Source organism: Candidatus Pelagibacter sp. uisw_098, assembly GCF_059512505.1.
In genome coordinates this window covers 305,236-323,259 of the sequence record NZ_CM183454.1, presented here as the reverse complement: position 1 = coordinate 323,259, position 18,024 = coordinate 305,236, and the positions used below count along the sequence as shown (strand labels likewise).

Sequence of the window (18,024 nt, the reverse complement as noted above, 5' to 3'; positions counted from 1 at the left end):
TTCCTGTTGCAAGTGTGTATTTAATTCTATCTTAAGTTTCTTGTGTTTCAATTAATCTCATAAATGCATCTAATTCTAATTTAAATAAATCATCTTCTGATAAAATTTTATCAGTGGTTGTGTCTCCTCCACTCAGGACATGGGCTAATTCCTTTGCAACTGTAACACCGTGCTCATGAGTTATTTTTTCATTGTAAAGTTTTTCTACAATTTTTTATAATTTTACAAGATGAGGCCTTATTTGAAGCTGAGTATATACCTATTGGGAGAGTGATCTATGGTTTGGAGATTTTAAAAAAAATAAAATATGAAAATCGTTCTGAGTATATATTGAGACCTGACTTTATTAATACTTTTAGAATACTGAATTAAATTATTTTGAAAGTTTAAGCTATCTATCTTAATAACCTAGATTTTTATCTATCTGATTAACTAACTCTTGATCTTCTATAAAAAGTTTTAAATTTTTTACAAATAAATCGAGGGTCATTTTTACATAATTGCCATTATCATCAGATGAAACATGGGGAGTAATTACAAGATTTGGGGTATGCCAAAGTTTTGAGTTACTTTCAATCGGTTCTGGAGTAAATACATCAAGTATTGCTCCCGCTATTTCTTTCTTATTAAGTTTTTCACACAGCGCATCATAATCTAATACTGATTGACGACCAATATTTACAATACCACAAGTTGGTTTTAATAAATCTAATCTTTTTTTATCAATCAAATTTATAGTTTCAGGAGTTTCTGGTAATGCAAGATACAAAAAATCTGCCTCTGGTAGCACTGAATCTAATTTATCAATTGTTATAATTTTTTTACACCCATCCACAGATTTACCTTTTTTATTTACACCAATGATATTTACACCAAGTGGTTCAACAAGCATCGCCATGGAAGACCCTAGCGAACCAGTACCTACTAAAACAATATTTTTACCAGCTATTGGATTGCTGAATAAAGATACGAATTCTTTATTTTTTTGATTTGTTATAATCTTGGGCATATGATTTTGAAGCATTAAAACACTCATTAAACCATATTCACCTGCTTTCTTAGCATGTACACCACTACTGTTTGTTATTATCAATTCATCTGGTGCCCATTTGAAAGGTGATATATGCTCAACCCCAGCAGCTGTACAATGTATCCATTTTAAATCTGGTGCAATTTTTTTAAGATTTTTTGTTGGAAAATCATAAGTAAGTAAGATTTCTGAATTAGATATAGATGAATTAAAATTATCTTCATCCCAATCAATAAAAACTTCTATTTTTTCTTTAATACCGGGTTCTTTCTCTAAAGCATTATCAATATGCTCTTTAGTTATAGTGAAATTTTTTTCACCCTCCAGGTCACTTGGAAATGTTCCTGGTCGTCCATGGTTATTCTTAACGTGAATCTTGATTTTCTTATAGCCCATCAAAGTTTCCTCTTTCTTCCATTTTATGAAGATTATTTATTATAGCACTATCTCTTTCTTTCAGTGGCATATTCTCTAAATCAAACTGCATTTTCATTACTGATGAACAAATTGATTTAACAAATTCTTTATCATTTTTATTTCTTTTTGGTGCTCTTAACACTGTATCTTGCCCATTTGTTCTTACAATTTCACCTTTTTTTATTTGTGGTTGTGGTGGGTCTTTTCCTTCTTCTAAATCTTTACTTAACTTTCTTATTCTTCGTCTATAAATCATCACACCTTGATCGGTTGGCATTAAATGTTCTCCTTTATGAGTGCTGATTGATCCCATTCCTTCTACTGCCTCTGCATCACCAGGACTTTTTTGCTGCTCTAACAGAGTTCTATTTGCGATTTCACCAGCTTCAATCTTTTCAAACCCTTCTTGATTATTATACTCTATAGGATCGCCTCTCTCACCAAAGTTTGCCCATGCTAATGCTACACAATGATGATCGTCAACAGGCACTACCCATCTTGTAAAAGAACTTCTACCAAAATATTTACTCTTAGTTCCATCTGCGGCAAACGCTGCACCAGCTTGAGTAAAGTTGGGCAAAATTAATTCATTTACTCTAATCCATACATTGTCATCTATTCTTCTAGTGTTGCAGCCAAGGTATTGTATGCCTCTTTCATAAAATTCTATTTCACCAACCTCTGCAAAACCTTCAGAAAATTGAATTCCAGAACTTTGTCCATGTAAAAAAGAAGTATGGACAGGATCCATAATTGCATCAAGCACCTGAATCCAATTACAATTATAATTTATACGATATGGACTGGATGTGTTTCCAGGTATTTCAAACGCATCATATTGTGGAAATTCTGGTATTTTATCCATTGGTCCTAAATAAGAAAATACTAATCCATTAAATTCAATTACTGGATAAGCACCAAGTTTAAACGTTTCTCTTATTTTTGTTGCAGACTTAGAATCTGGATCTTCTCCTGGGGTTTCAAGAATTTCTCCATTTGGAGAAAATAACCATCCATGATAACAGCATCTAATACCTTTATCTTCTGTTTTTCCATAAACCATTGATGCACGTCTATGGGGACAAGCTTTATGAACTAAGCCTATATTTCCCATGGTAGTTTTGAATATAACTAAATCTTCGCCTAAAATACGGATTTCTTTTGGCGTTTCACTAACTTCAGAGGTTAAAGCTACAGGGTGCCAATAACATCTTAGATATTCTCCACAGGAAGTCTTGGAACCTGTTCTTGCTAAATCTTCGTCAATCTTTGAAATTATTGATTGCTTGTAGCCTCTAAAGTCTTGGCTTCTAAAATTTTGTTTATCCATAAAATTTGTTCATTAAAACTATTCTATTGTAAACCTTAATATTCTAAAATAAGGTTTTCAATATAATAATTTAGTATTTTAAATTAAAGATCAAATGTCAAAAGAGAAAGTCCTTACTAAAATTAAAAGACCAAAAAATTTAAATACTATATTTGGGTTACCTCCAGAATCTTATACTGATGATGGTTTTTGGAAAAAAGAATGCAATACAGTTTTATCTGATGATTGGTTGTTTGTTGGTCTAGTTCATGAGCTTAAAAATCCTGGTGATATAATTCCTTTATCCATTGCAAGCAAGCCTATATTTCTTGTTAAAAATCTAGAAAACAAAATTTCTGCTTTTCATAATGTATGTAGTCATCGATGTTTAAAACTAGTTGATGAAAAAAAGAATGTAGGAAAAATTATTAAATGTCCTTACCATGCATGGAGCTATAATTTAAAAGGAGAATTAAAGGCTGCACCACATATAGGTGGTACAAATCAACATAAACCTGAGGGTTTTAATTTTTTAGATCATGGATTAAAGCCAATTAGAACTCATATTTGGCATGATTGGATTTTTATAAATTTTAATGGAAAAGCAAAAAAATTTGAAGAATATGCTAAACCACTTATAAAAAGATTTAATGATATTGATTTAACAAAGTTAAATTATATCGCAACTTTAGATTTTGGTAAAATAAATACTAATTGGAAATTTCTTATTGAAAATTTTATTGAACCTTATCATGTTCAGTTTGTCCATAAAACAACAACAAATCAACCCTTAAAGGATCATTACACCTTTGTTGATGGTAAGTGTTATGGAAGTGGTGTTGATGTTGAACAAGAAGATGAAAAAAATTACAATGCTTTATCTGTTACCTCAAGATACTTATCACTTTTTCCAAATTTTATAATGGGGACTTATTATCCAAATCAAGTTGGTGTTTATTTAAATATTCCTATAAGTCCAGGCATAACTTCACAAAAAAGGATAATCTATACTATGGATAATAAAGTGATGACTAAAAAAGAAATTCAAGCAACTAAGGATATTTGGTGGAGTGTTCATAAAGAAGATCATGAAATGTGTGAAAGGTTACAAGAAGGTAGATCTTCTCCAGCATCTAATAATGGTGGGCTTTTATCTCCTGTATGGGAAAAAGGAGTTCAAGCTTTTCAAAAACTTATAATTAATTCTATTAAAAGATCTTTTAAAATAACAAAAAGGGTAAAAAATGTCTAAAGAAATTAACCTGGAGGGTTACAGACTTGCTCACACTATGATCAGAGTTAAAAACTTAGAAGCGTCTTTTGATTTTTATTGCAAAACTTTAGGGATGAAAATTTTAAGAAAAACAGACTATCCAGATGGGAAATTTACTAATGCCTTTATTGGTTATGGTCTTGAAATAGAATCGCCATGTTTAGAACTAACCTGTAACTGGGACCAAAAAGATGATTATGACAAGGGTAATGGATGGGGACATGTTTGCATAGAAACACCAGATGTTTACAAAGCTTGTGATGATCTTGCAAAATTAGGCATAAATATTACTCGTAAACCAGGCCCTATGAAGCACGGAACTAGAATAATAGCCTTTTGTGAAGATCCAGATGGATACAAAGTCGAGTTAAATGAACCAGTAAAAGTATAAATAGAAAGGGGAGATAAATGTCAAAAAAACCACAATTATATAAATTTAAAGATATTGAAAATAGACTTCATACTTTAGAGCCAGGAAAAAGTTACATTAAGCCTTTTGTGACCAGCAAAGTGAGTAACACAATGTGCGGAGGTTTAAATTTTTTAAACAAAGCTTCTATACCGTGGGATTTAACTTGTGATGAAATCATCTATTGTATGACAGGAACTTTTCGCCTTACATGTAATGGTGAGTCTTATATTTGTAACCCTGGAGATGTGCTTTATATCCCAAAAGATAATCATATTGCTTATGAATGTGACGAAAAGTGTGTAATATTTTACGCTGCTTATCCTCATGATTGGAAACAACAAGCAGGTATTACATTCGTACCAGGAATAGACCCTGAAGATATGCCACAATAGTAAAGCTAAAGGAGATCAATATGAGTAAGAATGAAAAAATTTATTATGAAAACTTTAAAGATGCAGTTGAACGTAATAGAAAAAAAATACCTTCTGTTCATAAAAGATTAAAAGCGGCTGGTGTAAAATATGTTTTATCTAGCTGGATTGATCTCCATGGTATACCAAAATCAAAGCCTGTACCAATGACTGATTTTGAACCATTATGTTTGGGTAAAGGGCCTCAGTTTGCCGTTCATTCAATTTCTTTTGTACCTGAACTTACTCCTGCAGACTCTGATCAGGTCATGTTACCAGATTTAGATGCTGTTTATATTTGTCCATGGGACAATACTACTGCTATTATTTTTGCAGATCTTTTTTGGGAAGATAAACCATACAATGTTTGTCCTAGACAGGCGTTAAAACGAGCAATGCAAAAAGCTCAAGATGCAGGATACAAAGGAATGGCAGGAATAGAACCAGAGTTTATTGCAATGAAGTATGATGAAAATGGCCAACCTGTTAAAGCTATTGATAATGATCCAGTAAAGGGTCTTAGACCTAGACGTCAAGCTTTTGGCTACGATGTAGAGCACACATTAGACTCTATGCATTTTTTAAAAGAGCTAATAGATATCTTAAATGATTTAGGTTGGATGATCCATGATGTTGTAGCAGAAGGAGCTTATTCTCAATTTGAATTAGATTTTCATTACACCAACCTTTTAGAGATGGGAGACAGATTAGTTTTTCTTCGAATTCTTTTAAAAGAAATAGCTAAAAAAAATAATATGTTTATTACCTTTATGCCAAAACCTACTATAGGTGACTGGAGATCAGGAGCTCATATTAATTTTTCAATGGTAGATAAAAATGGAAAGAATGTTTTTGATGGTGGAAATAAATGGTCTAAAGAATCAATCTTTGCTGTTGGTGGGTTAATGAAACATGCTGAAGCAATAACTTCCATTACTTGCTCAACTGTAAATTCATACAACGGATTAGTGCCAAGAGTTGGTGGTTTTGAAGGTGGAACTGTAACTTGGGCTCCAACAAATATTACTTATGGACATAATAATAGGTCTGCACAATTTAGATTACCTCAAAATAGATATTGTATTGAAAATAGAGCAGCAGATATGACAATGAACGTATATCTGGCACTTTCAATGACAATTTCAGCAGCAATTGAGGGAATTGAAAACAAAATACATCCAGGGAAACCAACTGACCAAGATTTATATAATATGTCAGAGAGTGAGTTTAAAAAACTTGGAATTAAGAGATTGCCTAGAAACCTGCTGTCAGCGATTGAAGCTCTAAAAAATGACAAACTAACTGATGAAGTCTTGGGATCAGTAATGAAAAAATCAATACTAGCTTATAAGAATGATGAATGGGAACGATACCATCAAGCAGTTACTGACTGGGAAGTAAAAGAGTATCTTAGACTTTATTAATGAAAGATTATCAGGAGTTTAACTTAGGAAATATTAAACTCTTATCTGGTAAAATCTTAAAGTCTACCCAATTAATTTATAAAACTTATGGTAAGCTTAATAAAGATCATTCAAATGTAATTGTACTTCCAACATTTTATACAGGCACTCATATTCGTAATGAAGGTTTTATTGGAAAAAATAGGGCAATAAATCCAAATAAATATTTTATTATTTCAATAAATATGTTTGGCAATGGTTTCTCAACGTCACCAAGTAATACTATTAAATCACAACGTGGTTCTCAATTTCCTGAAATAACACTCTGGGATAATATTTATTGTCAGCAAAAATTAATAAATGAAAAACTTAAAATAAAAAAGATTGCACTAGTAACAGGCTGGTCTATGGCTGGATGTCAATCATATCAATGGGCGGCTCAATATCCTGAGATGGTCAAAGCAATTTTACCTTTTTGCGCATCATCAAAAACTTCAATACATAATCATGTTTTTTTAGAAGGTGTAAAAGCAGCTCTTGTAACAGATAGAAATTGGAACAATGGGAATTATAAAAAACAACCAGTTGATGGCTTAAAAGCCTTTGGACGTGTATATGCTGGTTGGGCCTTCTCTCAAGATTTTTATAGAAAAAAACTTTATAACAAATTTGGTTTTAATAATGTAGAGGATTTACTTAAAGATTGGGCTAATGATCATGCAAAAAATTGGGATGCTAATAACCTTTTAAGTAAATTAAAAACTTGGCAATTAAATGATATTAGTAAAAATCCAATATATAAAGGTGATTATATTAGGGCGCTTAAATCAATAAGAGCAAAGACAATTTTAATGCCCTGCAATCAAGATTTATATTTTAGAACAGAAGAGAATGAATTTGAAAAAAGATTTATTAAAAAATCATTATTAAGGCCTGTTGACTCAGCTTATGGACATTGTGTAGCAAATCCAGGTAATGATAAAAATTTTGAAAAAAAATTAGATAAGAATATTAGAGAACTTCTAGCTTAATTGATTAAAGGTTTTCCTGTTGTTAAAGTATGTTTAATTCTATCTTGTGTTTCTTTTGTTTCAATCAATGTCATAAAAGCATTTAGCTCCAGTTTAAACAAATCTTCTTCAGATAAAGTCTTGTCTATTGTGGTGTCTCCTCCACTTAGAACATTTGCTAACTCTGTTGCAACTTTCATTCCATGGTCTAGAATTACTTTTTCATTATATAATTTATCTAAAAGTTTAATCATTTCATCTTTTACAACTTTTCCTGGAAGTTTAAATGTATTTTCAGCTGGAGGTTTAAAGTCTCTATTTTCTTCTAAAATTTTCCTTGAAACTTCTAGTAAGCTATTTCTACTCATTATCTTCTTATCCTCTGATCTTAAATATTTCATAGGTTCAGCTTCAACTGGAGAAGTTGCAGTTTTACCATATCCTATAATATCAAATACCTTTAATGGAGCATAATGAGGATCATTTTTAGCTTCTTCAGTTTCTAACCATCTTGCTAACATCTCTTTACATCCTCCACCGGCTGGAATTAATCCAACCATTGTCTCTACTAAACCAATAACAATATTGGTATGTGATGCTACAAAATTACTATGAACTAAAACTTCAAAGCCTCCCCCTAATGTTAAGCCTGATGGCGCTGATACAACAGGATGATTAGAATACTTAAGATTTTTACATGTTTCCTGAAAATATCTTACAAATTTTTCTATAGATTTAAAGTCCCCTTTTTCAGCAAATTCCATTGTATAGCTCAAATTAACCCCAGCTGAAAACTGCATACTTTCATTGATTATTATTAATGGTTTATCAGTGGCTTTTTTTAGAGCATCCATTGAGTTATAATCAAGTGCATTAGCCTTAGTTGTAAATTCAACAATATTATAATCTTTAAATCGATAAATTTTTGCTGAACTATTCCCATCAATATTAGTGGCTGTCTTTTTAACTTTTCCTAGGGTTTCAATATCTGTATATTTTTGTCTTACCCCATGAAAATTTTCATTTTTTGTTACAGCTAAATCTTCTAAAAACTTATTTCCTTTATAATTTTCTATTTTATCAAAGAAATTATTAACTCCAATTTCCTCAAGCATTTCAAAAGGGCCTTTATTCCAATTGAAACCTAATCTCATTGCCTCATCTATATCATTAAACTCATCAGTTATTTCTGGAACTAATGATGAGGCGTATTTAATTATTTTTGAAATTACAGACCATGCATAATCTCCATACTTATCTTTTCTATTAATTAAACTTTGTAAGCCTGGTTTATCAAATTTAATATTTATTTTTTTTGTTGGAGAATATTCACCTGTTTCTAAGTTAATTGCTTCTAAAATTTTCTTATTTTCAACTTTATTCATTCTGTAAAAGCCACCTTTGCCTTTACGTCCAGTGTAGCCAGTTTCTATTAATTTTTTAACTAGCGATATTTCTTTGGCAACTTCTTGGAATTCATCTTCTTTTGAAAGTTCTTTTATAAAACTCTTAAGCACATCTGCCATTAGATCTATTCCAATTAAATCATATAATCCAAATACTCCTGTCTTGGGAATCCCCATTGGTCTTCCAAAAATAGCATCTGCCTCTTCGATAGAAAGTTTCATTCTAAAAGCTTCAGTCATTGCTACTTGCATCGCATAAACTCCTATTCTGTTTCCTAGAAAACCAGGAGTGTCATTACAAACAATAGAACCTTTTCCTAAATCTTCTTCACAAAATTTTTTTAAAGAATTAATTTTTACAAAATCATTATTTTCACTTTTAACAATTTCTAGTAAATCCATATATCTCACAGGATTGAAAAAATGTGTTATACAAAAATCTTTTTTATCTTCTGTAGATAGTTTTTCTGATAGAATGCTAATTGGTATGGATGAAGTATTAGACGATACTATTGATCCTGCTTTTCTTTCTTTAAAAATTTTTTCATAAATTTGATGCTTAATATCTATTCTTTCAACAACAGCTTCCACAATCCAGTCTGCTTCGTTAACTAAATTAAAGTTATCATTAATGTTTCCAACATTAATATTATTAATTTTTGATTTATCAATTAATAGTGGTGGTCTAGATTTTTGAATTCTTTCACGAGCTTTTTCACTTATTTCAGTAGTTAAATCTAATAGAGTGACTGGAATATTGGCATTACATAATTGTGCTGCAATACCACTACCCATTGTACCCGAACCTATAACTACTACTTTTTTAATTTCCATAATTTAGAGAAAACTTATATTAAATTATTTAAATGAGAGCAATAATTTTAAATTTAATAGCCCATACAGTAATTCCACTGAACTATGCTATTGCAAAATATTTATCTGCTGAAATTCCTATTTTTCAAATAATTTGGGCACGACATTGTTTTACGGTCTTATTGATTTTACCTGTCCTATTTTTCTTCTTTAAAAAAAACTTTGTTTGGACGGAGAAACCCAAGCTTCAATTAATAAGAGGTTTACTTTTGCTTGGTACGAATATTTGTTTTTATTATGCTATCTCTCACATTTCACTTTCAAAAGCACTTACATTATCCTTTGTTTCTCCATTAGTTGTAATCATATTTTCTTCAATTTTTTTATCTGAAAAAATTGGAATAAAAAGATGGAGCGCAGTTATAATTGGGTTTACTGGTGCGATAATTGTTATTAGGCCTGGATATATACCATTAGATATAGGAAGTTTAGCAGCTTTATCTGCAGGAACAATGTATGCTTTTTATTCAATCATAACTCGTAAGCTAAGTGTATCTGATAACTCTATGTTAACACTTTTAATTACGGGATTGATTGGAACTTTTGCAGTGTCTTTTACAATTCCTTTTGTTTGGGTTGCACCAACATTGGCTCAATGGCTTTTGCTTTCTTTAATAGGAGTCGTAACTCTTGTTGGTCATTTTTTATTAATATTATCTTTTAAATATGCTGAAGCGTCAAAATTAGCCCCAATTAGTTATTTTGAAGTTGTGACTAATACAATTTATGGATATCTTTTATTTAATCATTTCCCTGACAGTTGGACTATTATTGGTCTATTAATAATAATTTCAAGTGGTCTTTTTGTTTTTTACAGAGAAAGAGTGCTTGGAATAAAATAAAATATTTTCTTACAAAGCTTGTTGTCTTTTTAACTCTTCTATATTTATATGGCACCTAATAGCATTGCCATTTTCTCCGATTTGCCATGGGGGTGTTTCATTTTTACATTTATCACCTACTATTCGTGGACACCTGCCTTGAAAAGAGCATCCAATTTCAGGTGGTTTTTCCTCAACTATATCATCAGCAACTAACTTGGGCTTAATATCTGGATCAGGCTCAAGCACAGCACCTATTAAAACTTCTGTATAAGGATGAGAAGGAAATTGATAAACATTTTTTGATGGTCCAATTTCACATAACCTTCCTTGATATAAAACAGCAACCCTATCACTGATAGCTTTAACAACTGCAAGATCATGCGAAACAAATATATAGGTAGTCCCTGACTCTTCTTTTAGTTTTTGTAATAAATCTAATACAGCTGCTTGAACAGAAACATCTAAAGCAGAAGTTACCTCGTCACATAAGATAATATCTGGTTTTGCTGCAAAAGCTCTAGCAACAGCCACTCTCTGTTTTTCACCACCAGATAATTGTCTAGGGTATCTGCTCATATAGAATCCACCAAGTCTAACTTTATTGAGCAACTCAACAATACTAGATTTGAGTTTGCTACCTGTTAAGCCAAAATATAATTTTAAGGGTTGGGATAAGATTTGTTCAACAGTATGATTAGGGTTTAATGACTCATCTGGGTTTTGAAAAATTAATTGGATTGATCTAAGATCTTCTGAGCTCCTCTCTTTTAAATCACCTGATAATATATTTTTTTTATTAAATGTAATATTGCCATCTTTAGTTTTTAATAATCCAGCAATTGATTTTAAAATTGTAGATTTACCACTGCCAGACTCTCCAACTAAAGCAATAGTCTCACCTTTATTTATATTGATATCTATATCTTTTACAGTTGGATTAGAATCGGTAACTTTATTTAAAAATTGATCTAAAAATCCCTGTTTTGCATAAGATATTGAAACTCCTTTTAACTTCAAAATTTCATCAATCTTTATTTCTTGCTTTTTTTGATTTTTTGTTTTTTGCTCTTTTTTTTTTGAACTTAATTGAGAATGATGAAAACATCTCACACTAGTATCTATCTCTGAAATATATTCTAATTTAGGAACGCTATCTTTACATTTATTATCTGAAAATTCACACCTATCGTAAAAAGTACAACCTTCTCCTAAATGTCCTGGTTGAGGTTGGCTACCTGGCATTGAGTCTGGAAGGCCAGATAAGGAAAGTTTTGGAATAGATTTTAATAATCCATATGTGTATGGATGGATTGGTTCTTTTAAAATTTTTCTGACTGGTCCTTCTAATACTATTTCACCAGCATACATTACAATTACTCTGTCACAAACTTGAGCTATAGCACCAAGATCATGACTAACATAAACCATAGATGTTCCCGTATCTTTAGCTATATCTTTTAAAAGTTCCAAAACATGAGCTTGGGTAGTTACATCTAATCCAGTAGTTGGCTCATCAAGCAATAACAACTCAGGATTTCCAGCAAGTGCCATGGCAACTGCAACACGTTGTTGTTGCCCACCTGAAAGCTCATGTGGATATCTTAGAGCCATAATTTTTGGTGAAGGTAGTCTAACTTTATTTAATAATTCAGAAATTTTTTCTTCTATCTCAATCTTGTTTAAATTAGTATGAAGCCTAAGAGCCTCTTCTATTTGATATCCAATTTTAAGATTGGGTGTTAACGCCTGACCAGCATTTTGAGGGATCATTGCAATTTTTCTACCTCTTACTTTTTCTAGCTCTCTACTATTCATATTGAGTAGATTTGAAGATTTAAACAAACATTCTCCACCAGTAGCAAATAAACCATTTTTAATATAGCCCATCATTGCTAATGCAAGAGTGCTTTTTCCTGAACCAGACTCTCCTACTATACCTACAGTTTCACCTTTTTTAATATTTGTACTTATATTTCTTAGAATTGATATTTGCTTACCTTTTTGACTTTTAAATCCTATTGATAGATTTTTAATTATTTGAATGTGATTTTCCATAATATTAAACTGGAGCTTTGGTTGATCTATCAATACCTAATGCTTTAGCAAACGCATCTGCTGTTAGGTTTATTCCTATAATTAATGTGCTTAATCCAATTATTGGTGAAATTACTGCCCACCATGCGAAGGACATTAATCCTCTTGCATTGGATATCATTAACCCCCAGTCAGGTGTGGGTGGACTTACACCAAAACCTAAAAATGATAATGAGCTAAAACCTAATAACATCCAAGACCATCTCATAGCTCCCTCAACTAAAATGGCATCTCTAACATTAGGCAATATTTCGTTCCAAATAATTGAAAGATTGCTATGCCCTCTAGCTTTAGCAGAAATTATAAAATCTTTAGCAATTACATCATGTGTGGCAGCTCTCGCAACTCGAACTATTCCTTTTCCGTAAAAAAAACCAAGTGCTGGTATTAATACTTCAGTTGATGTTCCTAGAAGAGAAACAATCAACAACATGGCCAAAATCCATGGTATCGATAAAAATGCATCAACTATTCTCATTACTATGTCATCGATCCTACCACCAACTAAACCACAAAAAATTCCTAAAAGACCACCCCACAAAAGAGCAATAATTGAACCAAAAAAAGTTACAGTGAGAGCGGTTCTTCCTCCCAATATAGTCCTGGTAAAAACATCTCTACCTAAACTATCTGTTCCAAACCAATATTCTAATGATGGTGCTTGTAACATTAACGTAGGATTAATTGACTTGTAATCATAAGGTGCAACCCAAGGACTAGTAACTGCTAACACTACATGAAAAATTAAAATTGCTAAACCAATGAAACCAGATGGCTTTGAAGCCATTGTTGATAATATCTCTGAAACTTTTGCTAAAGAACTTTTAGGTTTTTCTTCAAAGATATCTTTATTAGTTTCCATATTTATTTTCTAGTTTGTAATGTTTTTAATCTTGGGTTCAGCATTAATGTTAATAAATCAGCTATAAAGTTTATGCTAACGTAAATAGATGCAAGAATAATACCTAAAGCTTGAACAACTGGTAGGTCTCTATTAGATATAGACTCAATTACTAATCTTCCCAATCCTGGATAATTAAAGACAACCTCGGTAACAACCACTCCTCCTAATAACCAGGCAATAGTCAAAGCAACAACATTAATAGCTGGTAATAATGCATTAGGTAAAACATGTTTAAAAACCATTCTCCAATATGGTACTCCTTTTAAAATTGCCATTTGTATATAATCAGTCGCCATTACCTGAATAACGCTTGACCGAACCATACGAGCCATATGTGCAGTCATTATCATTGCAATAGCAATTACTGGTAAAATTATATTTGGTAGTAATTCTAAAAAGGTAACGTCGCTTGGTACAATTACTATTCCAGGTAACCATTCTAACCAAATAGCAACTATCAAAATTAATAAAGTAGAGCTAATGAATTCTGGAATGGTCATTGAAAATATTGCAATTGTTGAAATAATTATATCTGGCAGTTTATCTCTCCAAAGAGCTGTGATTATTCCAAGTATTAGAGCTAAAGGTATTCCAATAATTATTGCAGCTGACGCTAGAACCATTGAATTTTTTATTCTTGGTCCTAAAACTTCATTAATTTGCATTTCTCCACTTAATGAATAACCAAAATCTCCCTGGATAACGTTATAAGCCCAGGATAAATATCTCTGATATGCTGGTATATCTAACCCTAATCTTTTAATGCATGCTTCTAAAGCTTCACCAAAGGCTTGTCTCTCTAAATAAGAAGTACAAGCATCACCTGGAAGAATCTCAACTCCTACAAAGGTAATTAAAGATACAATAAATAAGGTTATTAAACCTAATACAAATCTTTTAAAAATTAAAAAAAACATTATTAAGTTTACTACTTTAGGTTTTATAAATAACAGCTAATAAATGAGATTAATTTTACAGGCCTAATTAAAGGCCTGTAAATAGTAATTTGTATTATTTTACTTTAACTTTATGCCACTGAATTGAAAAAACCTCAACTTCATCAAGATTCTTTACTCTAGAATTAGTAACCACTAATTTAGACACATGGTAAGGGATCATAGTTCCAGATTCTTCCCATAAAGTTTTTTGTGCATTTTTATAAGCTTTTTTTCTTTTATTAAAGTTAAGCTCAGCTCTTGCACTTGCTAGATTTTTATCAAAGCTAGAACTTTTGTAATATGACTCATTCCATTTAGCGCTACTGTGATAAACTTCATGAAGCACACTATCAGCAGATCTTTCATTCCAACGTGTCATTGCAACATCTTTTTTCATCCAAGTTTCTTTCCAGTAACTTTTTGATGGAGTCATTTTGATGTCAACTTTGATACCAGCTTTAGCAACTTGTTGTTGGATTACTTCAGCAATAGTTGGCCATGTAGGCTCTTTTGTTGATACATGAATTACCATTTCAATTCCATCAGGATATCCAGCTTCTGCTAAAAGTTTTTTAGCTTTTTTGATATCTTGAGGACATTTCATAGTAAGTCGATATTGATCTGATGGTGCAACAGGAGTATCACATGATACTACTGCCTCTCCACCCATAACAGTATCAACAAGCTCTTGTCTATCAATAGCTAAACGTACAGCTTTTCTAACTTTTGGATCATTAAAAGGAGCACGCTCAGTATTCATAACCATTCCTCTCCAGTTACCTGTAGGAATTACTGTAGCTTTGAACTTCTTATTTCCATCAAAGATTTTTTTCTGACTAAATTGAACATATCTGTTCATATCAATCTGACCAGTTAAAAGAGCTTGAACTCGTGCTTCTCCATCAGGTATTGCAATTACATGAACTTCAGCAAGTCCAGGTGCACCTTCCCAATAATTAGGATTAGCTTTAAGAATAGTAGTTCCTTCTGCATCAAACTTTTCAACCATAAAAGGACCAGTGCCAATTCCAGTTTGCCCAATAGTGTCTCCAGATCCAGATGGTATCATTCTTAATCTGTAATCAGTTAAGTTTAAAGGAAAGTCCGCAAAAGAAGTACTTAACTTCATTTTAACAGTATGAGAATCTACAATCTCAATATCTGTTACAACACTTAAGCTTTTTTTTGCAGGTGATCCAATTTCTGGATCTTTAACACGCATTAAAGAATATTTAACATCTTCTGCGTCAAAATCAGAACCATCATGAAATTTTACCCCTTTACGAAGATTAAAAGTCCACTCTGTTGCATCTGCATTTGCTGACCATTTAGTAGCCAACTCTTCTGAGACAACACCTTTAAGATTTTTTCTAACTAAACGATTTTGAGTCATTATCACAACTTGAAATAAACGACCTTTAGTAATCGCATCTAGGTTTGTATCTTTTCCAAATCCAAGATCATGTGATAATTTAAAAGTTCCACTTGATGCGTTTGCAGATGAAAATGATATTAATATTGATATCAAAGAAACTGATATCAGTTTGTAAATGTTTTTCATTATTAATTTCCTCTCTTTATTTAAATTAAAGCTAACACCTTACGTAATTTAGAACAATGATAATGTATAATACAATTATAGGTTGAACTCATTTTAGGTTTTTTCTTAAATTATAATACTGGATTAAATTAAAGATTTAATTTATTACAAAATTCAATGCATAAATCTTTACAAAACATAAGGTTTTCTATCAAACCTCAGAAAGTAGAAAACAATAGACCTACGGAGCTAGCTCGTACTATGAGCATTCATCCTCTAACTTATCAAGAGCTACCTTATGACCCAGAGTATTCTCATTATGCTGGGAGATTAACGACTGAAAAATTATCTAATGCTTCTCCAGATGAACAGTATTGGAAAACTAAACAAGAAATTATACTTCGACACACAGGAGAGCATCCTTATGAAATTTCAGGTCCAGATGCACTTAAATTATTACAGAAAATTTTTCCAAGAGACATTTCAAAAGTTAAAAAGGGAAGATGCTCTTATCAGTTTGCTTGCTACCATGATGGTGGAATAATCACTGATGGTTTACTTTTAAGAATAGATGATAACTGTTATTGGTTTGCGCAAGCAGATGGTGACATGGTGTCGTGGTATAAAGCTAATTCAGAAGGACTTGATGTTAAAATTAAAGAGCCAAATGTTTATGTTAGTCAAATTCAAGGACCTAAATCAATGGACCTTCTTGATAATTTAATTGATGAGCCAATAGCAAATACATGGAAATATTTTGATTGGGTTGAAGTAACCATGGCAGGAGAAAAAGTTATAATTAGTCGAACTGGCTTTACTAACGAACTTGGTTGGGAAATATATTTTCGTCCTGAAAATAATTCAGAAAAATTAGGTGATCTAATTCTTGAAGAAGGAAAAAAAATGGGAATGATCATTACAGGCACACCATCATTTAGAGGTAGAAGAATTGAAGCTGGACTTCTATCGGCAGGTCAAGATTTTACAAATGATACAAATCCTTTTTCTGTTGGTCTTGGTCGTTTTGTTGATTTAAAAAAAGATGACTTCATAGGCAAAAAAGCTTTATTAAATGCAGATAAAGAATGTCGAAGTTGGGGCATTAGAGTTGTTGATGGAATAGCAAAAAAAGGAAGGTCTATAAAAATAAATGATCAATCTATTGGAAAAGTGACTTCAAGCACATGGTCTCCTTACCAAGTTTGTGGTGTTGGTATAGTACTATTAGATAAATCAGATATAGGCCCTGGAACAGTTGTCGATGTTGAATGTGTTGATGAAAAAATCCATAAAGCTGAACTTTGTAAATTACCAATGTATGATCCGGATGGTGAAATAGTAAGAGGAATAAATAGAAAAATACCCACAAAAGCAGAGCCTTGGCTAGGAATAAAAAGTTAATAAATATTGGGAATACTTAATTTATTTTGAACGTTATGTTTTTTCAACAAACTTTCTACATAACCTTCTTTAATTAGTTTTGAGATAAATTTATTAAGAAAATCTAAAATTTCAGGGGTACCTTTTTTAATACCAATAGATTGCTTAATATATGTGAATGGACTATTTATCATTTTAAAATCATCATTAGTTTTAATTTCTTCAATTAGTTTTGGTTTTAATCCAGCAAGAACATTAACTTTATCTTCTCTAAATAATTGGTGAGACTCTTCAATTGTATTTACCCTAATTAATTCTACATTTTTAAAATTTTCAGTTAGCCATAAATCATATGCACTTCTCTCCAAGACTGCTATTTTAATTTTAGGTAAATTTATATCGTCATTAGTTTTAAAATTATCTTTTTTTCTAAACATAAAGTTTGCATCAATATTTACATAAGGATCAGTAAAATCTATTGTCTTACTCCTTTCTTTTTCACAGGCTATATTACCTATATCCCACATATCTTCATTTACAGCATCAGCTAACAACCCTGGTTTTTTAAACTGAACTAATTTACATTTTAGGTTTAATTCTCTTGCAAGCTTTTTTCCAATTTCTGGCGATACACCATCGGGCAACCCATCTGAGTCTTTGCCATTTATCAGTAAAAAATTACTCATATTGATGCCTACACGCAAAATACCAGTGGGTGCTAATTTTTTAGAAATTGTCTCAATCATTAAAACCTTTTTTTTATTATGTTATATAATAATTTGATTTTTTTAATTTAATTAA

Annotated in this window: 16 protein-coding genes; 8 read left to right on the top strand and 8 right to left on the bottom strand. The window is 31.5% G+C overall.

What is annotated here, in order from left to right; translation table 11 throughout:
* Window positions 1–216: 216 nt before the first annotated feature.
* The gene (locus tag AC5YF9_RS01680; RefSeq protein ID WP_415304908.1) at window positions 217–372 is read left to right on the top strand and encodes a hypothetical protein; all 156 of its coding nucleotides are present in this window, start codon (window positions 217–219) and stop codon (window positions 370–372) included.
* Window positions 373–400: 28 nt separating this feature from the next.
* Here AC5YF9_RS01680 and AC5YF9_RS01675 read toward each other — a convergent pair whose 3' ends face one another.
* Together AC5YF9_RS01675 and AC5YF9_RS01670 are read right to left on the bottom strand one after the other, a co-directional pair.
* A complete protein-coding gene (locus AC5YF9_RS01675) occupies window positions 401–1,426 on the bottom strand; it encodes a D-2-hydroxyacid dehydrogenase (RefSeq protein WP_415304319.1) in 1,026 nt (341 codons plus the stop codon).
* Entirely contained in the window at window positions 1,416–2,777 is a 1,362-nt protein-coding gene (locus AC5YF9_RS01670) for a Rieske 2Fe-2S domain-containing protein (protein ID WP_415304318.1), read from the bottom strand. The genes AC5YF9_RS01675 and AC5YF9_RS01670 overlap by 11 nt, the downstream gene beginning before the upstream one ends.
* A 94-nt stretch (window positions 2,778–2,871) precedes the next feature.
* Here AC5YF9_RS01670 and AC5YF9_RS01665 point away from each other — a divergent pair, with 94 nt between their 5' ends.
* From AC5YF9_RS01665 to AC5YF9_RS01645, 5 genes are read left to right on the top strand one after another with little or no spacing between them, the layout of a single operon-like run.
* Window positions 2,872–4,008 carry an aromatic ring-hydroxylating oxygenase subunit alpha gene (locus AC5YF9_RS01665; RefSeq protein WP_415304317.1) on the top strand — a complete coding sequence of 379 codons (1,137 nt, stop codon included), beginning with the start codon at window positions 2,872–2,874 and terminating at the stop codon, window positions 4,006–4,008.
* Window positions 4,001–4,420 carry a lactoylglutathione lyase gene (gloA, locus tag AC5YF9_RS01660; RefSeq protein WP_415304316.1) on the top strand — a complete coding sequence of 140 codons (420 nt, stop codon included), beginning with the start codon at window positions 4,001–4,003 and terminating at the stop codon, window positions 4,418–4,420. Before AC5YF9_RS01665 ends, gloA begins: the two co-directional genes overlap by 8 nt.
* 17 nt (window positions 4,421–4,437) lie before the next feature.
* Complete coding sequence (locus AC5YF9_RS01655) at window positions 4,438–4,833, top strand: cupin domain-containing protein (protein WP_415295457.1); 396 nt, start codon at window positions 4,438–4,440, stop codon at window positions 4,831–4,833.
* Between the two features lie 20 nt (window positions 4,834–4,853).
* On the top strand, window positions 4,854–6,275 hold the full coding sequence (locus AC5YF9_RS01650; RefSeq protein ID WP_415304314.1) for a glutamine synthetase family protein: 1,422 nt from the start codon (window positions 4,854–4,856) through the stop codon (window positions 6,273–6,275).
* Window positions 6,275–7,285 carry an alpha/beta fold hydrolase gene (locus tag AC5YF9_RS01645; protein ID WP_415304313.1) on the top strand — a complete coding sequence of 337 codons (1,011 nt, stop codon included), beginning with the start codon at window positions 6,275–6,277 and terminating at the stop codon, window positions 7,283–7,285. The genes AC5YF9_RS01650 and AC5YF9_RS01645 overlap by 1 nt, the downstream gene beginning before the upstream one ends.
* On the opposite strand, the gene AC5YF9_RS01640 is transcribed toward AC5YF9_RS01645, so the two are convergent.
* A complete protein-coding gene (locus AC5YF9_RS01640) occupies window positions 7,282–9,504 on the bottom strand; it encodes a 3-hydroxyacyl-CoA dehydrogenase/enoyl-CoA hydratase family protein (RefSeq protein WP_415304312.1) in 2,223 nt (740 codons plus the stop codon). The two genes, AC5YF9_RS01645 and AC5YF9_RS01640, sit on opposite strands and share 4 nt — an antisense overlap.
* A gap of 32 nt (window positions 9,505–9,536) precedes the next feature.
* Here AC5YF9_RS01640 and AC5YF9_RS01635 point away from each other — a divergent pair, with 32 nt between their 5' ends.
* Window positions 9,537–10,385: a DMT family transporter gene (locus AC5YF9_RS01635; RefSeq protein ID WP_415304311.1), complete on the top strand. Its 849-nt coding sequence runs from the start codon at window positions 9,537–9,539 to the stop codon at window positions 10,383–10,385.
* 9 nt (window positions 10,386–10,394) lie between these two features.
* On the opposite strand, the gene AC5YF9_RS01630 is transcribed toward AC5YF9_RS01635, so the two are convergent.
* From AC5YF9_RS01630 to AC5YF9_RS01615, 4 genes are all read right to left on the bottom strand, one after another.
* Complete coding sequence (locus AC5YF9_RS01630) at window positions 10,395–12,422, bottom strand: ABC transporter ATP-binding protein (protein WP_415304310.1); 2,028 nt, start codon at window positions 12,420–12,422, stop codon at window positions 10,395–10,397.
* 4 nt (window positions 12,423–12,426) lie between these two features.
* Entirely contained in the window at window positions 12,427–13,323 is an 897-nt protein-coding gene (locus AC5YF9_RS01625) for an ABC transporter permease (protein ID WP_415304309.1), read from the bottom strand.
* A 2-nt stretch (window positions 13,324–13,325) separates the two neighbouring features.
* On the bottom strand, window positions 13,326–14,282 hold the full coding sequence (locus tag AC5YF9_RS01620) for an ABC transporter permease (RefSeq protein ID WP_415304308.1): 957 nt from the start codon (window positions 14,280–14,282) through the stop codon (window positions 13,326–13,328).
* A gap of 94 nt (window positions 14,283–14,376) precedes the next feature.
* Window positions 14,377–15,864, bottom strand: a complete 1,488-nt coding sequence (locus AC5YF9_RS01615; protein WP_415304307.1) for an ABC transporter substrate-binding protein — start codon at window positions 15,862–15,864, stop codon at window positions 14,377–14,379.
* 156 nt (window positions 15,865–16,020) lie between these two features.
* Between AC5YF9_RS01615 and AC5YF9_RS01610 the strand changes: the two genes are divergently transcribed.
* Window positions 16,021–17,244, top strand: a complete 1,224-nt coding sequence (locus tag AC5YF9_RS01610) for an aminomethyl transferase family protein (RefSeq protein WP_415304306.1) — start codon at window positions 16,021–16,023, stop codon at window positions 17,242–17,244.
* Here the strand turns inward: AC5YF9_RS01610 and AC5YF9_RS01605 are convergent.
* Window positions 17,241–17,969, bottom strand: coding sequence for an ABC transporter substrate-binding protein (locus AC5YF9_RS01605; protein ID WP_415304305.1), 729 nt, complete (start codon window positions 17,967–17,969; stop codon window positions 17,241–17,243). The two genes, AC5YF9_RS01610 and AC5YF9_RS01605, sit on opposite strands and share 4 nt — an antisense overlap.
* Window positions 17,970–18,024 lie beyond the last annotated feature (55 nt).